At 67.5% G+C, this 14,878-nt stretch carries 9 protein-coding genes; 1 reads left to right on the top strand and 8 read right to left on the bottom strand.

The annotated features are described in order from the left end of the window. Positions 1–33: 33 nt before the first annotated feature. The 3 genes from DL240_RS11685 to DL240_RS11675 all read right to left on the bottom strand — a co-directional run bounded on the left by DL240_RS11685 (position 34) and on the right by DL240_RS11675 (position 3,724). Positions 34–1,062: a penicillin-insensitive murein endopeptidase gene (locus tag DL240_RS11685; RefSeq protein WP_111730084.1), complete on the bottom strand. Its 1,029-nt coding sequence runs from the start codon at positions 1,060–1,062 to the stop codon at positions 34–36. 212 nt (positions 1,063–1,274) lie between these two features. Continuing rightward, a complete protein-coding gene (locus DL240_RS11680) occupies positions 1,275–2,222 on the bottom strand; it encodes a hypothetical protein (RefSeq protein WP_146618258.1) in 948 nt (315 codons plus the stop codon). Positions 2,223–2,230: 8 nt separating this feature from the next. Next, the gene (locus tag DL240_RS11675) at positions 2,231–3,724 is read right to left on the bottom strand and encodes a carboxypeptidase M32 (RefSeq protein ID WP_111730082.1); all 1,494 of its coding nucleotides are present in this window, start codon (positions 3,722–3,724) and stop codon (positions 2,231–2,233) included. Between the two features lie 461 nt (positions 3,725–4,185). On the opposite strand from DL240_RS11675, the gene DL240_RS11670 reads away from it, so the two are divergent. Further along, on the top strand, positions 4,186–5,085 hold the full coding sequence (locus tag DL240_RS11670) for an ABC transporter substrate-binding protein (protein WP_111730081.1): 900 nt from the start codon (positions 4,186–4,188) through the stop codon (positions 5,083–5,085). Between the two features lies 1 nt (position 5,086). Here the strand turns inward: DL240_RS11670 and DL240_RS11665 are convergent, their stop codons facing one another. From DL240_RS11665 to DL240_RS11645, 5 genes are all read right to left on the bottom strand, one after another. Continuing rightward, positions 5,087–6,061, bottom strand: a complete 975-nt coding sequence (locus DL240_RS11665; protein ID WP_111730080.1) for an NAD(P)H-binding protein — start codon at positions 6,059–6,061, stop codon at positions 5,087–5,089. Positions 6,062–6,128: 67 nt separating this feature from the next. Further along, a complete protein-coding gene (locus tag DL240_RS11660; RefSeq protein WP_158542508.1) occupies positions 6,129–6,674 on the bottom strand; it encodes a cupin domain-containing protein in 546 nt (181 codons plus the stop codon). Positions 6,675–6,768: 94 nt separating this feature from the next. Then, a complete protein-coding gene (locus DL240_RS20495; RefSeq protein ID WP_111730078.1) occupies positions 6,769–12,741 on the bottom strand; it encodes an alpha-2-macroglobulin family protein in 5,973 nt (1,990 codons plus the stop codon). A 260-nt stretch (positions 12,742–13,001) separates the two neighbouring features. Beyond that, the gene (gene hemW / locus DL240_RS11650; protein ID WP_111730077.1) at positions 13,002–14,222 is read right to left on the bottom strand and encodes a radical SAM family heme chaperone HemW; all 1,221 of its coding nucleotides are present in this window, start codon (positions 14,220–14,222) and stop codon (positions 13,002–13,004) included. Next, positions 14,219–14,734 carry a hypothetical protein gene (locus DL240_RS11645; RefSeq protein WP_111730076.1) on the bottom strand — a complete coding sequence of 172 codons (516 nt, stop codon included), beginning with the start codon at positions 14,732–14,734 and terminating at the stop codon, positions 14,219–14,221. The genes hemW and DL240_RS11645 overlap by 4 nt, the downstream gene beginning before the upstream one ends. Positions 14,735–14,878 lie beyond the last annotated feature (144 nt).

Genomic DNA, 14,878 nt, shown 5'->3' with positions numbered 1-14,878 from the left:
TCCACATCACCACGGGCGCATCCGCCCCCGGTCTCAATGACAATTGCGATCTTGGGGCCCGCAGGTAAAGCGGATATGCACATGGTTGAGGTGCCCGCGCGAGTGGCGGATGATCCCGGCCGAGACGTTGCGTCCCCGCGGATACTGCAGCAGCGGCTCCAACTCCTCCGGGGTGTACCCGATGGAGAGGGCGTACTCGTAGAGCGGCTTCTGAAGGCGGTAGTCGACAAACATGTACTCCACCTGTCCGCTATCGATCAGGACCTTGTACATGTGCCAGTTCTTGACCGCGTCAAAGGTCTCCACCGACATGTTTCGAAAGTCCGGCAGCGCCACATTGCCGCGGTGGTAGTAGGTCAGGTCCACGTCGCGGCCGCTCTGGTGGGAGCGGTGCGGGCGCAGGCGCCCACCGTTGCGCACGCTCAGGCTCCCCACGATCAGGTCGGGCGCGTCGGGCCAGCGCGCCTGCACATCGGCGCCGGCGGCCTGCAGCAGCTGCACCACCCGGCGCGTGCCGTAGGAGCGCGCCACGTTGCGAACCCGCATCCCGGGAGTCGTCTGCATGGCCACGCCGTTGTACAGGCGGCCACCATTGGCGCGCCCATAAGAGACCGACTTCCCATCGGCGCCCGGGATATGCAGGCGAACCTGCTGCCCCAGCTGCAGACGGCGCGGATTAAGCCGTCGGTTCCAGCGCTGGACCTGGCGAATGGTCACGCCGTAGCGACGCGCGATCCCCTCGAAGGTATCGCCGCGACGAATCACATGGATCACCGGCAGGGGCTCCGAGGAGCCGCGCACCTCTTCGCTGCTTTTGACGACCAGGGTCGTCTCCGGCTCGATGTGCACGCTCTCCAGGTCGTTCCACTCCAGCAACTGATCGATGCCCACCTGGTAATGCATCGCGATCGTCCCCAGGGTCTCACCATCATTGACCTGGTGGTAACTGAACTCATCACTCTCGGCGTTCACATCATTGGCCGCCGACGCGCTCTGGGCCATGCCCAGCAAAAGCGCAACCAACAGCACCACAAATTCAAGACGCTTGTGTGTTTGACCCATCGTTTCAGGCTCCTGGAAATCTGAGAAACATCGCTCACCGGGGGAGCTTTGCAGCAGGCAAAATCGACCCTCCCGGTTATGCCAGAGCCCTACCAAAGTCAAGCCTGGCCGGCAGAGTACCGCGCAGCCCGATCGCCCACCTCAGCGTTCCCCTTCCCCCTTGTTTTGCAGAGACTTAAGACCCACGAAACGTGCACACCCCCACCCGGAGCTCAAGCCCCCTCGATGTGCTCCTCAAACACGCGGTAGCCCTGGTCGAGCTGCGCCAGCAGCCAGCTTTCCACCGCCCGATCGAGCGCCTCCTCACTGGCGAAGTAGCGATCGTGGGTCTCTTCTGGCGAGGGGTCCACAAACACGTGGTGGCGCTTGCGCACCACGGCGCTGCGCGCCTGGCGGACCTGACGAAGGCGCAGATGCGCGCGCTCCACCACCAGCTTGAGCCGACCGCCCCCGGGCTCCCGCAGCTCCCGAACCTCCACCGGAGCGCGCCGGCGCCCGTGCACCCGGTACACCTGATGGGCCGCCTGATCGAGGGTCAAAAAGTCGTCGATCTGCCGCATGAGCTCGCGCTCCGGCCCCACCGCCTGCGCCTCCTCCAGCCGGGGACAGGGCTCAAACTCGGGCCGGGTGCCCCCCAGCGCCTCGGCCACTTGCAGCGCCGCCGCTTTGGAGAGCCACATCGCCGCGGCCCGGGCGATCGCCCGGTGGTTTTCCTCCACGTCATGACTGAAGATGATCGGGTAGCTCACCTCTCCGGGCTCCACCACCAGCGCCTCGATCAGCGCGGACGTCGGCGAGGCATCCTGGCGAAACGCGACCTCCTCGCCGACCTCGCTCCAGGCCTCGCGCGCCGGGTTCCAGGCCCAGCGCTGCGCTTCACCCGTCTCCAGACGCGCACGCCAGACCTTGCCCATCGACGCCCACACCTCCTCCCAGTCCTGGCGCTGGAGGCGCTGCACAAAGCGGGCATCGCTGCCCTCGATCGTGACGAGCTCACCGGCCAGACGCTCGGCGCTGGGGTAGTGCTCGCAGAGCGCGTCGATGCGCCGGCGCAACTCGGCGTTCTTAGTGTCCAGGCGTTCGGCCCACCCCTCGATCGCTTCAAAAAAGCGCTGCGGCACATCCGGCCGCAGCGCCTGGTCCTGCTTCACCGCACTCATCAAGATGCTCATCCCTCGGGCAGGTAACGCCGACGCAAGTGCTCCTTGAAGTAGCGCGGGTTGAGCGCTTCACCGGTGGCCTCGGTCAAGAGCGCCTCGGTTGAGAGCAGGGAGCCCTTCGCATGAATCTGCTCGCCCATCCACCCCATCAGCCCGCCGAACTCCCCGCGCGCAAGCTGCCCGTCCAGATCGTCGAGCGCGCGATCCGCCGCCGCAAAGAGCTGCGCGGCGGTCATCGCTCCCAGCGTGTAGGTGGGGAAGTAGCCCAGGGTGCCGTCCATCCAGTGGATGTCCTGCATGCAGCCGTCCCGGTCGTCGGGAGGCTCAATCCCCAGCAGCTCCTTCATCCCGGCGCGCCAGGCCTCGGGAAGGTCGACCACCTCCAGCTCTCCGGCCAGCATCGCCTTCTCCAGACGGTAGCGCAGAATCACGTGCGCCGGATAGGTGACCTCATCGGCGTCGACGCGAATCAGGCTGCGCTCCACCCGCGTCATCACCCGGTAGAGGTTCTCCACCTCCCAGGCGTCGCCCGTGCCGGCGAAGGCGTCGCGGTACATCGGCGCCACGAAGCTCGCAAACGCCCGGCTGCGGCAGGCCTGCATCTCCACCAGCAGCGACTGACTCTCGTGCACGCTCATCCCGCGCGCCGCTCCCACCGGCTGGTAGCGCCACTCGGCCGGCAGCCCCCGCTCATAGAGCGCGTGCCCGGTCTCATGGAGCACTCCCATCATCCCCTTCAGAAAGCCGTCGGGGGCATAAAAGGTCGTGAGACGCACGTCGTCGGGAACCCCGCCACAAAAGGGGTGGTGGCTGGTGTCGAGACGGCCATGCTCAAAATCAAAACCCAGCGTCTCCATCAGCCGCCGCGCGACCTTCTCCTGACGCTCCACCGAAAAGTCCCCGACGGGCATCACCGGCTCCGGCTGCTCGGCCTGATGCGCGAGCACCGCCTCCAGAAACTCCGGCAAAAATCCCGCCAGATCATCAAAGATGGCGTCGATCGTCTCCGACGACCCGCCCGGCTCGTACTGGTCGAGCAGCGCGTCGTAGGGCTTCAGCCCCAGGGCCTCGCCCTTAATGCGGGCCGTCTCGCGGACCAGCTCCAGGGTCTCGGCCAGGTGCGGCGCCAGGCGGGCAAAGTCGTTGTCGGCCCGCGCCGAACGCCAGACCATCTCGGTCTGTGCGCCCTTGCGGCTGAGCCGGCTGACCAGATCCGAGGGCACCGCGGTGGCGTGGGTGTACTGGCGGAACATCTCCTCGCGGTTGGCGATCTGCCACGCGCTCAGGCCGGCTTCATCGCGGGCCTTCTCAAAGAGTTCGCCCAGCTTCGGGTCGGTCTGCAGCTCATGATGAATCACCCGCAAGGTGGCGATCTGCTCGCTGCGGGCCTCGGCGCCCCCGGCCGGCATCATCGTGGCCATATCCCAGTAGAGCATGCCGATGGCATCTCCGAGCCGACCGGCCTTCCCAAAATGCTCTTCCAACTCTGCGTACGCGCTCATCTCTCAGTCCTGGTGTCGCGGGTTGCGCCTGCGTCGCCAGCGGCGCCGGGCTTCTCCCGGCGTTCGGCGGCGTCCAATCGCGGCAAACCTACCCACGTCCCGGTCACGCTTTCAAGTTTCAAGTCCCCCCTTTCCGCTTTTTGCCGCGTTCCCTAAAGCTCTCCAATCCCCGGGAGCCCCTGGCCCACCCATCAGAGCGCGTCCCCTCTCGCTGCCCCGGATGCGCGCCTCAGCCCCCTTACCTCCCCCCCTCACGATGCAAGTACTGGCACTCGGCACTCTTACCTTCCCTTCTCACTCCCCGGGACCCGCGACTCAGATCCCTTACCTGCCATCTGGCCAGCCCAATCCCCTACTCAGACCTCCTGACCCTGCACACCTTGCCCCCGAGCCTCGGATCTGCGATCGCTGCAGGCGTCTTCCCGAAACGCTCCCTCTTACTCAAACGCGCGAGGTCTACGATGCAAACGCTGCGACTCGGACTGGAATGGTTCCTCAACCCCGACCACCTGCCCTTTCTTATTGGCCAGCGCAAAGGCTGGTTTAAGGACGCCGGCATTGACCTGGAGCTGATCGAGCCGGCCGAGCATCTGGATGCCGTCGACGCGATCGCCCGTGGCGAGATGGAGGTCGCGATCACCGAGCCCCTGCACCTGGTCGAAGACCGGGCCAAAGGCGACGCCGTGGTCGGGTTTGCCCGCTTTCTGCACACCAACGGCGGCGTGATGTACCTGGCCGACTCCGGCATCGAGCGCCCCCGTGACATGGCGGGCAAGCGCATCCAGTACCCGGGCGCCCCCGGCCCGGGCGGGCCGGCGATCGTGGGCACCATGGTGCGCGCCGATGGCGGTGAGTGCAGCGCCGAGGATTTTGAGCGGGTCAACAACAGCTTCTACCACACCGACGCCCTGCTGGAGCGCAAGGCCGATGTGGCCACGCTGGCGTTTTATAACTTTGAGGTGGTGGAGGCCCGGCACCGCGGCGCCGACGCCCACTTCTTCGCGCTCAAAGACTGGGGCGTGCCCGACTTCTGCCAGCTGATCCTGATCACCAGCCCGGCCCTGCTCGATGAGAAGCGCGAGGTCTTCCAGGCACTGCTCCGGGTGCTGGGCCGCGGCATCGACTTCATTCACCAGCACCCGGCCGAGGCCCGCGCCATTTACAACGACGCCACCGAGAACTCCCTCAACGATGCTCTGGGCCAGGCGATCTTCGAGGCTACGGTGCCCTGCTTCACCTTCGATTTCTCGATGAGCGATGACTACTACGCGCAGCTCGAGGGCTGGATGGCCGAGAACGCGCTGATCGAAGAGCGCCCGGGCAGGTCCAGCTACTGGACCAACGCCCTGGCGCTGACCTGAGCTAGACCCCCGGGTGAGGGTCGCGATACAGACGCCGGATGGCCTTCTCGTAGGGGTTACCCGGCGCCTCGTCACCGGCCAGCGCCCGGGCGATGGCCTCGTCGAGCGAGACTCGCCGCTCCACCCCGGCCAGCTCCCAGAAATGATCGTCGCGGGCCAGCAGATCGCCCTTGAGCCCTTCAACCAGCTCGCGCGCTAGCTGGGTGTTGGTGCCGGTGACCAGACGCAGCCAGTAGGTCGAAAGGTGGGGGGTTAACAGGGGCACGTTGACCATCACCGGGTCGTTGCCCACGGCCTCGGCCACCCGGCGGACGCACTCCTGAAAGGTCACCACCTCGGGGCCCGGGATGTCAAAACTCGCGCTGCCCGCCTGCTCCAGGGTAAGCGCGGCGAGCAAGGCCTGAACCACGTCTTCGATAGCTACGGGCTCGGTGCGGTTTCGCAGCCAGCGCGGGCAGAGCATCACCGGCAGGCGCACCGAGATATCGCGCAAAAGCTGCCAGCTGGCGCTTCCCGACCCGATGATCATCGAGGCTCGCAGCTCAATGGTGGACACGTCCCCGCTTCGCAAAATCGCTCCGGTCACCAGACGGCTGCGTAAATGCCGCGAGGGCTCTTTGCGCGGCTTGACCCCGCCCAGATACACCATCCGTTGCACGCCGGCGTGGGTGGCAGCCTCCAGAAAGTTCATGGCCGCCGCGGTCTCCCGGGCCTCGTAGTCATCGGCGTCGCTCATGCGGTGAATCAGGTAGAAGGCTCCGTCGCAATCCTCCATCGCCCGGCGCACCGAGTGGCGATCTTCGACATCCATGCCCACCCACTGGCGCCCGGGCATGCGCTCGCGGGCGCGCTCCGGAGAGCGGGTGGCACAGACCACCTCTAAGCCCGCGTCGGTCAACACCGGGTAGAGCGCCCGCCCCACAAACCCGGTAGCGCCGGTCAATAACACACGTCGGATCGTGCCCGCTTCGCCCATAAGCCTGCCTCCCGCACAGAGGTTGGTTTCCCATCACAGAAGTGTGGGCCAACGATGCGCACCGGGCTCAGGGCATCAAGCTCACGTCCCCGGGTTCGGCCGGGTCCAGCCCGGACTGGCGGGTGCGCACCCGCGGGCGCCTTCGCCGCGGCGGCCAGGATTCGCCATCGTCGCGCAGACGCCACTCTTCAAAGCGTGCCGCTTCGTCGGCCGGGGCAAAGACCTGCACCGCCACCAGACGCTCAGCCCCGTTGGTCACGCGAATCTCGGCGCCGGCCGGCACAAACACGGCCATCTCGGGCCCGATGATGTAGCTCTGGCCGTTGATCACCGCCACGCCGCTGCCCTCCAAAATGTAGAGGTACTCCTCGGCCTCGGTGGTGCGCGCCTCGGTCTGCGCGTTGGGTGCCAGAACCCAGCGCCCCATGTAGGCCTGCGCTCCCTGGAGCAAAGGGGCCACGCGCACCTGCCCCTCATCGCCCACCCGCTCCGGGGCGCGGCGAGCGTTGATGACCTGGGCCTGCTCACCGCGGGTCTGGGCGATCACGGCGCTGGCCGCGCTGACCACCAGCGCGCCAATGAGCACGGCAACGATCTGGCGAGTTCTATCCATGGCGTCTCCCATCATTGCAGGGCCTCTACGCGATCAGGCCCGGGAACACTCCCGGGCCTGATCACCTTCATGACACATGCACAACGCGCGGAGCTTACTCCGCCGGCTCCGCCATCACGCGGACCCGCTCCGTGGCCGAGCGCCCGAAGGTCTCGGGATGATACATCTCCTCGGCCCGGGCCGGCGGCGCCACAAAGGAGCCCGGGGTGGTTGCGCGCGCCACGTAGTTAAAGGTGTGAACGCCCGGATTCACCAGGGAGGCAAACGCCTCCACGCGCTCATCGCGGGTGTTCTGGTGCTCGTACCAGCGCCAGCTCCACCACCAGAAGCCGGGGCGAGTGGCGCTGCCACCCTCCAGACCGGGCTCCACCTGACTGACGGCCAGGTTGGTGTTGATGGCTTCCAGCCCCGCCGGAAGCCAGTCCACCAGGGCCACGTGGTAACGTCTGGCCGGCAGACTCATCGTCAAGGTCACCCGCACCCGCGCGCCGGCGCGAATCTCCCAGGCGCCGTCTTCGGCCCGGCGCACATCGTCAGGATGGTCGATGGCCTCATACACCCGTTCGACCTCCATGCCCTCCGAGCTCGCCGGCAGGTCCAGATTGCGCGGCGCATACCGCACACCCAGGCGGTAGTACATCCGCCCCTGTCCCTGACGCTCAATGACCACGGGCAGCACCTCGGCCTCCTGCTCCTGCAGGTAGCTCATGGGCACCCGGGCGTTGTAGCACACGCCAGTGCGCCCCTCGAAGCGATGCTCGGCAAAGTGCGCCTCACCAACCCAGGCCCGGGCCACAAACTCGGGACGGGTCGCCTCAAAGGTGTCGAAGTAGCGGCGCATCGCCAGGATCACAAACACGTTCTCCTGGGTGTTGCTCCAGCGCCCGCGCGTGCGATGGGCCAGCAGCCCGCGCATCACCTTCTCCACCAGCGGATGTTGGGGATTGACCTGCATCAGCCCGTCGAGCACCACCGCGTCGGTACGCCGCCCGGAGTAGAGCACCCGGTAGGCGCCGGCTGCATAGGTGTCCTGGAACTCAGCGGTGGCCGCGCTCTCCTGCGCGTTGTTGGTCAAGCGCTGCACAAAGCGCGCCTCCCACTGCGTGCCGCGAGCCATGGGCAAGAGCCAGCCCATCGCCTCCAGGGGCAGCTCCTCCAGCCCGTAGCGGGTTACCACCGCGTCGAGCTCCCGATCGCCAGCCACGCCCATCTTCGCCAGCACGCTGGTGGCGTAGGCCTGAACCGTCGCCCGCACCCGCGGGGCATCCTCACTCATATGGCGGTCGATCTGCTGCAGGTAGGCGCGGGCCCGCTGCAGCGCGTAGTCGGGCACCTCCAGACCGGCCTGCTTCGCCATCCACAGCGCGTGGGTGGCATGCACCGAGACAAAGGGCCAGGAGGTGGTGCTGCCCTTCCAAAACCCGAACCCACCATCACCACGCTGAGCCAACAGAATCGCGTCGACCCACTCCTGCTGCGCGGCCTTGAGCTCTTCCGGCGAGGGGAGCCCCTCGGCGTCAAAGGCCTCCAACACGTCGTAGAGGGCCAACACCGACAGCAGCCGGCTGGCCAGCTGCTCGCTGCACGCGTAGCGGTAGGTCGTCAGGTAGATGAAGGCGTCGGTCAGCGCCTGCAGCTGCGTCGACGACGCCGAGAACTCCAGCCCGCCGTACTGCGCGAACGCCTCTTGAGGCACCTGCACCTGCTCCCCGACCACATCCTCCTCGGCCAGCGATCCGTAGGTCGCAAAAGCCTCGGCGGTGGCCGGCGTGAGCACCGGGAGGGTCACCAGCTCGGCGTCGGCAAAGCTGCCACTGACCGCGGCCACCTGCACCCGCGCCTCGCCAGCCGAGGTCGCCTCGGCCCGCCAGCGCACTTCCACGCGTTGGCCGGCGGGCACCTCCACGCGGCGTCCCGGCGACTCCAACCACTTAAGCGCCCCGACCGCCCGCAGCGCCAGATCGACGGTGCGCGCCTGGTCGGTCTGGTTGTGCAACACCACCGGGAACTCAAAGCGGTCGCCCACGTTGAGGAAGCGCGGCGCCGAGGGTCGCACCATCAGCGGCAAGCGCGCCACCACCTGCGACTCCCCGCGACCAAAGCGGCGCTCGCCATCCACGGCCACCGCCATCAGACGATAGCGGGTCAGGCTATCGGGAAGCTCCCGCTCCACCCGCACGCGCCCGTTTTCATCGGTGACCAGCTCCCCGTCAAAGAAAGCCAGCGCATCAAAGACCTCGCGCACCGCGATGGGTGTCGACGCCGGGCTGGCCTGGTCCCCGGCCGGCGCGGCGGCCATCGCCTTGCGCGCCATCCGCATCTCGCCACCGCCCCTCATGCCCATATTGGCGCCCATCGGTGCGCCCTCGGCCAGGTTGTCCAGCATCGCCGCTTCGGCCTCTTCGACCGGCTGGCCTTCATCGCGCTGCGGCGGCTTCACCAACCAGCGCCGGGTGCGGTGATCGTACACCCCGGCGCCCTGCTGGGCGTAAAACACGCTGAGGGGATCGCGGAGCTCGTAGTTGGAGAGCGCCAGCACGGCCTCATCCACCGCAAAGAGCAGCACGTTGGTGTCGGCCACCGCCTTGCCCTGATGATCGGTAACGACGACATCGACACCGAGCACACTGCCCGGCTCCACCGCGGGCGCCGTAGGCTCAATCGCCAGCGTGAGCCGACGCTCCACCGGCTCCACCTGGAGCGCCAGCTCGCCACGGGCAAAAGCATCCGGCGCGGCGCTGGCCGCCGCCCCCACGCTCTGCACCACCAGATGCACCCCCGGGGTCATCGCGTCGTCGATCGGCACCCGGATCACCGGGTCCTCTTCGGTCAGCCGCACCTGTTGGGTCTGGTAGCGCCCGTTACGACGCAACGCCACCTGGGCATCCATCGGGTAGAATGGGGCGCTGACCATCACCTCGGCCACCTCCCCGGGGCGGTAGCTCTCCTGACCCGGGATCAGCACGAGCTGCTGCTCCTCCACCCGCTCTACTCCGCGGGTATCGCGCCCGGCCACCCACACGCCGAGCTGGGACACCGAGCTTCGTCCGGCCTCATCCTGCACGGTGGCCACCGCCCGGTAGGCCCCGGCGGCCAGCTTCTTAAACACGCAGCGCTCATCGCCCGCGGCCCCACGCGTCGCACAGCGCGCCACCTCCTGAGCCGTCTCCACATCGAAGCTCCAGGGGTTGGATGCCAGATAGAGCACCACCTCCACCGGGCGTCCCTCCACCGGCTGGCCGTCCAGCGCGACCACCCGGGTGAGCATCTCCCAGTCGTCGCCGCGCTTCACAAAGTTCTGCTCGCTCTTCAGCCCCACGTAGACCTGGGCCGGGTGCAGCAGCGCGCGCGCTGAGGCCTCCCAGCTCTGGCGGTTCACATCAGTGACCGAGACCACCGCGTTCACCGAGCGGGCAAAGCCCTGCTCGGCGTTCCAGACCACGGTGGCACGGGCCCGGCCTTGCGCGTCGGTCTGACCCGTCATCGCCTCTCGCCGCCCCTCCCCACGCCCCATCCCGGGGTATCCGCGGTAAAAGCCCCAGTAGGGCCGCCAGTCGCCAAAGCTCCAGCCCTCGTGGCCCGGGGGTGCATAGTCAGCCGGCTGGTCCATCATCACCCACCGCACCGGCGCGCCGCCCAACCCACCGCCGGCGTAATAGGCGGCCTCCACCTCAAAGCTGAGTTCCTCCCCGGCGATATGGGGCTCTCCCAGCGCGCGAGCGCTGACCTCGTACTCCGGACGACGAAACTCCTGGATCTGAAATCCGTGCGAGGTGGCCACCCGGCTTCCCGAGCTCAGCTCCACGCGCCCCCAGCCCAGATTGGCGCCCTCGGGCACCTCAAAGCGCAGCTCGAACCCGCCAAAGCGGTCGACCGACACCCGTCCGCTTTTGATCTCATTGCCCCGCGGCTCACGCGCCACAAAGGACAGCGAATTGAGCGACTCCACCCGCTTGAGTTCACCGTGCGGGCCCGGCTCACGGGCGCGCACCCAGCCACGGATCGTGACCTCTTCGCCCGGCTTGTACATGCCGCGGTCGTCGATCACAAACCAGTGCACCTGCTCGGTCTCCGGCTGCGAAATCGTCGGCCACTGCGGGCGCCCCCAGGGGCTGACATGCCCGCCGGGAAGCATCATCACCTGATCCTCACCACGGCGCACCACCAGCGGCTTCTGAGCATCGGCCCCGGTGGGCACCGCCGCACTAAACGTTTCGTTCACCGGGCCCGGAACCAGCGCCCGATCCCCGATGAAGACTTCCAGCCCGTCGAGCGCCTTGCCGGTGCGCATCGAGGTGACGCGCCCCTCCAGCGTGCGCCGATCGCTGCTCAGGTCCAGGCTCAGGTCAGTGACCTGCACCCAGTAGTTCCAGCGCGGCTTGCGGTTGTGCCCACTCGTCCAGGGCCAGGGCGACGGCTCATCGATCACCACCACCACATGCCCCTGCCCCGAAGCATTGAGCGCTGCGGCCAGCTCCACGCCCACCTGATGGCGCTCGCCAGCATCATCGCCCTCCAGGCTCATCATCTGCTCATGAACCAGGCGCCCCGGCGGACGGTGCGTCTCCTCCTGACTCAGCTGGCGAAACCCCTCCCAGTCCCCGGGGCTCACCTGATAGACCCGCGCCCGCAACGAACTCAGTCCGCCCACCATGATCGGCAGCTCCGCGCCACGATCCGCCGGCAACACCACCATCGCCCCGGCCGGACCCGCCACAAAGGGCCGATAGGGACCGATCGCCACGCTCCCGCTACGCTCCCCTTTAAGCGGCTGACCGAAACGATCCTGCAGCTCCTCGCTCACCACGACCTGATAGGTCGTGTTCGGCAAAAAGTCCCCCTGCAAGGTCGCATTCGTACCGTGGGCGTGCACCTGCAGGTTCGCCACCGGCGGCATCACCGCAATCGCCTCGCCGAGCTCGGCATTCTCCGAGATCGGGTTGGTAAACGCCACCCGCAGGGAGTTCTGGGGCAAGCAGGGCGACTCCCCGTAGCAATCCACGTTCTGCAGCCGGAAGGGGCCCCGCACGTTAAAGGTTTGCTCGGCGCCCTCCTGCCCGAGGATCGGCCCTTCCACCGCCGGAATCGGCGCCGCGACCTTCACCTCCACCTTCGCCGAGTCCGGGTAAGGCGTCACCGGCACCAGCGTGACCACGCGCCCCTGGGCACCGGCCTCCACCAGCGCCGGGCTCACCTTCGCCCGCAGCGCCTGCGCGTCTTCGCCGCGCACCTCCTCCATGGCCACCTCGGCCCGGTCGGCGCGCACCGAGATCTGCGTAATCACCTCCGGCTTCACCGGCTGATTAAACACCACATGCACCGGCGCATCCGCGCTCTGGACCTGGTGCGCCACCGGATACACCTGGCTCACCTTCGCCGGCGCCGTCTCAAACCCAAAGCGCACCGCCTGGGCCAGCGCCGAGCCATCGATCGAGGTAGCCTCCCTGGCCACCTCCACCTCATAGGCCGTGGCCCGCGGCCAGGCCTCGCTCACCTCGTACACCGCGGTGCGCGTCCCCAGCCAGCGCCAGCGCCCCTGGGGCGCTGGCGAAAGGCTGATCGGAGGCGCGGGCGCCTGGCCCACCTGCCCCACCGCGACCATCGGGCGGCTAAAGCTCACCGAGAGCTGAATCGGCCCCTCCACCGCCCCCTGCGGGCGGTAGGCCTGCACCTCAAGCGTACCGGCCCGCGGCGCCTCAGCCGACACCCGGGTCAGATCCGGCGGCCACCCCTCCTTGACCTCCTCACCGGGCACGGCCGGGGGCATCGTGTCGCTGCGCCGACGAAACTCCACCTTGTCGTCGGTCCGGGCCTCCAGCGGCTCCATCCGATCGAGCAATGCCGCGATCGCCTCCTCCGACAGCTCCTCTCCGCGCACCGCCTTGACCATCTCAACCCCCTGATCCTCGCCAAGCATGCCATTGGGCACCCCAAGCGTCTGGGCGTCAGCCAGCTGCCCTTCCACCGGCCCATCGCCGGTGGTGGTCTTGGAGCTACAGCCCGCCAGCAGCATCGCCGCCAGCACCGTCGCCATCGCTACCCGGGTTTTATCTCGTCGCTCTCGCATCACGTCTCATCTCCATCCACAGCGTCCATGTCACCCCCTACCGGGGGCTCGGCTCCTGTGTAGTACGCAGGGGCCACGCGTTTCGATCTATTTTTCTAAATCTTTTTTAAAGCGCACCGCGCACAGGCCCGCCCGCCGCCCCCTGCGCGCTCACCACGCCCTGAGCAGAAGCGAAAGCCCCCCGGCTCGCTCCATCGCCCCCCCTCGGTCACGCGCGTACTCAGGCAAGAAGGCGCGCATCCGCGTTGACTCAAAGTGTCCTACTCCGAGAGGCCCTCAGAAGGCTCGGGGCTCCCGGCCTCAAAAAGGCGTTCGGCCACCGTATCCCCCAGGTCCAGCCCCCGCAGCGTGGGGCGCCACAGCCCCTGCACCTCTTCCATCAACCCCAGCCCGGCCAGCTCCCGGAGCGTCTCCCACACCCGAACCTCATCCCGGGGAGAGAGCACCGCGGCGTAGCTCTCCAGAAGCGCCCCCACATCCAGCCCCAGGCGGCTGCGCGCCCCTAAAAAAAGATGCTCCACAAACGACTCGCGCGGGCTTAAGCGCTCCTCACTCTGTGGCGCCCCCGGGTCGCCCTGCTCCATGTACGCCCGGTACCGCCGCGTATTGGAGCGCCGCCGCGAGCGCCCATCCGCCGCCACCGCCAGCCCGTGCGCTCCCACGCCCAGCCCCACGTAGGGGCGGCGCAACCAGTAACCGCTGTTATGGCGACTCTCCGCCCCGGCACGCGCGTAGTTGGACACCTCGTAGCGCCACAGCCCCACCTCCCGGGCCCGCTCCCCCAGACGCTCCAGCATCGTCGCGCTCAGATCCTCCTCGGGAAGCTTTAGGCGACCGCGCTTTTGGCGGATCCAGAACGCCGTGCCCGGCTCCACCGTCAGGTTGTAGGCGCTCACATGGCTTAACCCCCGCTCCTCCACCAGGCGCTGCATCTCCCCAAGGTCCTCCTCCCACTCCGACAGCGTCTGCCCGGGACCGCCAAACATCAGGTCGATCGAGACGCGCTCCATCACCGCCAGCGCCCGCTCCACCCCGGCCAGCGCCCGGGCGCGGTCGTGATTGCGACGCAGCGCCTTTAAGTGACGGTCATTAAAACTCTGGCACCCCACGCTCAGCCGCTCGATCCCCAGCGCGCGCCAGGCCTCCAGATTTGGCGCACTCAGCTGGTTGGGGTTGGCCTCCAGCGTGATCTCCACCCCGGGATCCACCACCACCGCCTCCCGCACCGCCGCCAGCAACTCGGCCAACGCCTCGACATGCAAGAGCGAGGGCGTCCCCCCGCCAAAGTAAATCGTGACCGCCCGATGCCCCTCAAACTCCCGGGCCCGGGCGGCGATCTCGGCCTTGACCCGATCCACATAGGCCTGATGCGGGATCTCGCGCTGCACCGACACCGCAAAATCGCAGTAGGGGCAGAGCGTCTCGCAGAAGGGGATGTGCACATACACCCCCAGCTCCCGGGTCGACTCCCCGGCCCTCACGACGCGGGCTTCTGGGTTAAGTCCAGATCGATGCGCCCCTGCTCCGTACGGATCTGCACGAGCTTCGGGCTGTACGACTCCGGCGGCGACACCGCCGGCGGCTCTCCCTCAGCCAGCTGCTCCCAGTCCTGACGTCCCCAGGGCCGCGGCATCCGATAAAAGTAGCGCAGGTCGGCCGCCCCCAGCGTCAGACGCTCGCCACCCTCCACCTTATCGGCCGTGTAGAGGTACTTGCGATCAAAGACCACCCGCACCCGGGTCCAGTCTTTGCTCCCCTCATTCTCAATGTAGTACTGCCGACGATCCAGCTGGCTGGTCAGCACTTCATCCCCAAAACTCGCCCCGAGTTCATTGGAGTCGTCCGGCCCGCTCATCGCCCAGCCCACGCTGGCGATCACCAGGACCAAAAAGCCCACCACCACCCCGATCTTCTCGACCTGGTAGCGCGTCCCCGACTCAAAGAGCCCCTTGAGCTGACGCTGAAGACTGTCCACGACATCGTTCGGATTCATCGCCGCTCTCCACAGGCGAACAGGTTGACCTACGCCGACTTTATACCCCGGGACGCCACGACTGCACAGCCCCCACGCGCCTGCCCTCCATGCGCACGTCACGTGCGCGCCCACGACCTCGCCAGAGCCCAAAAAGCCTCCCCG

Origin of the sequence: Lujinxingia litoralis, from assembly GCF_003260125.1 — a bacterium.
GTDB lineage: Bacteria > Myxococcota_A > Bradymonadia > Bradymonadales > Bradymonadaceae > Lujinxingia > Lujinxingia litoralis.
This window is presented reverse-complemented; position numbering and strand designations above follow the sequence as displayed.

Bases quoted from the DNA above. Each gene is read 5' to 3' on its own strand.
- DL240_RS11685 (WP_111730084.1), bottom strand. From the start codon at position 1,062: ATGGGTCAAACACACAAGCGTCTTGAATTTGTGGTGCTGTTGGTTGCG.
- DL240_RS11680 (WP_146618258.1), bottom strand. From the start codon at position 2,222: ATGAGTGCGGTGAAGCAGGACCAGGCGCTGCGGCCGGATGTGCCGCAG.
- DL240_RS11675 (WP_111730082.1), bottom strand. From the start codon at position 3,724: ATGAGCGCGTACGCAGAGTTGGAAGAGCATTTTGGGAAGGCCGGTCGG.
- DL240_RS11670 (WP_111730081.1), top strand. From the start codon at position 4,186: ATGCAAACGCTGCGACTCGGACTGGAATGGTTCCTCAACCCCGACCAC.
- DL240_RS11665 (WP_111730080.1), bottom strand. From the start codon at position 6,061: ATGGGCGAAGCGGGCACGATCCGACGTGTGTTATTGACCGGCGCTACC.
- DL240_RS11660 (WP_158542508.1), bottom strand. From the start codon at position 6,674: ATGGATAGAACTCGCCAGATCGTTGCCGTGCTCATTGGCGCGCTGGTG.
- DL240_RS20495 (WP_111730078.1), bottom strand. From the start codon at position 12,741: ATGCGAGAGCGACGAGATAAAACCCGGGTAGCGATGGCGACGGTGCTG.
- DL240_RS11645 (WP_111730076.1), bottom strand. From the start codon at position 14,734: ATGAATCCGAACGATGTCGTGGACAGTCTTCAGCGTCAGCTCAAGGGG.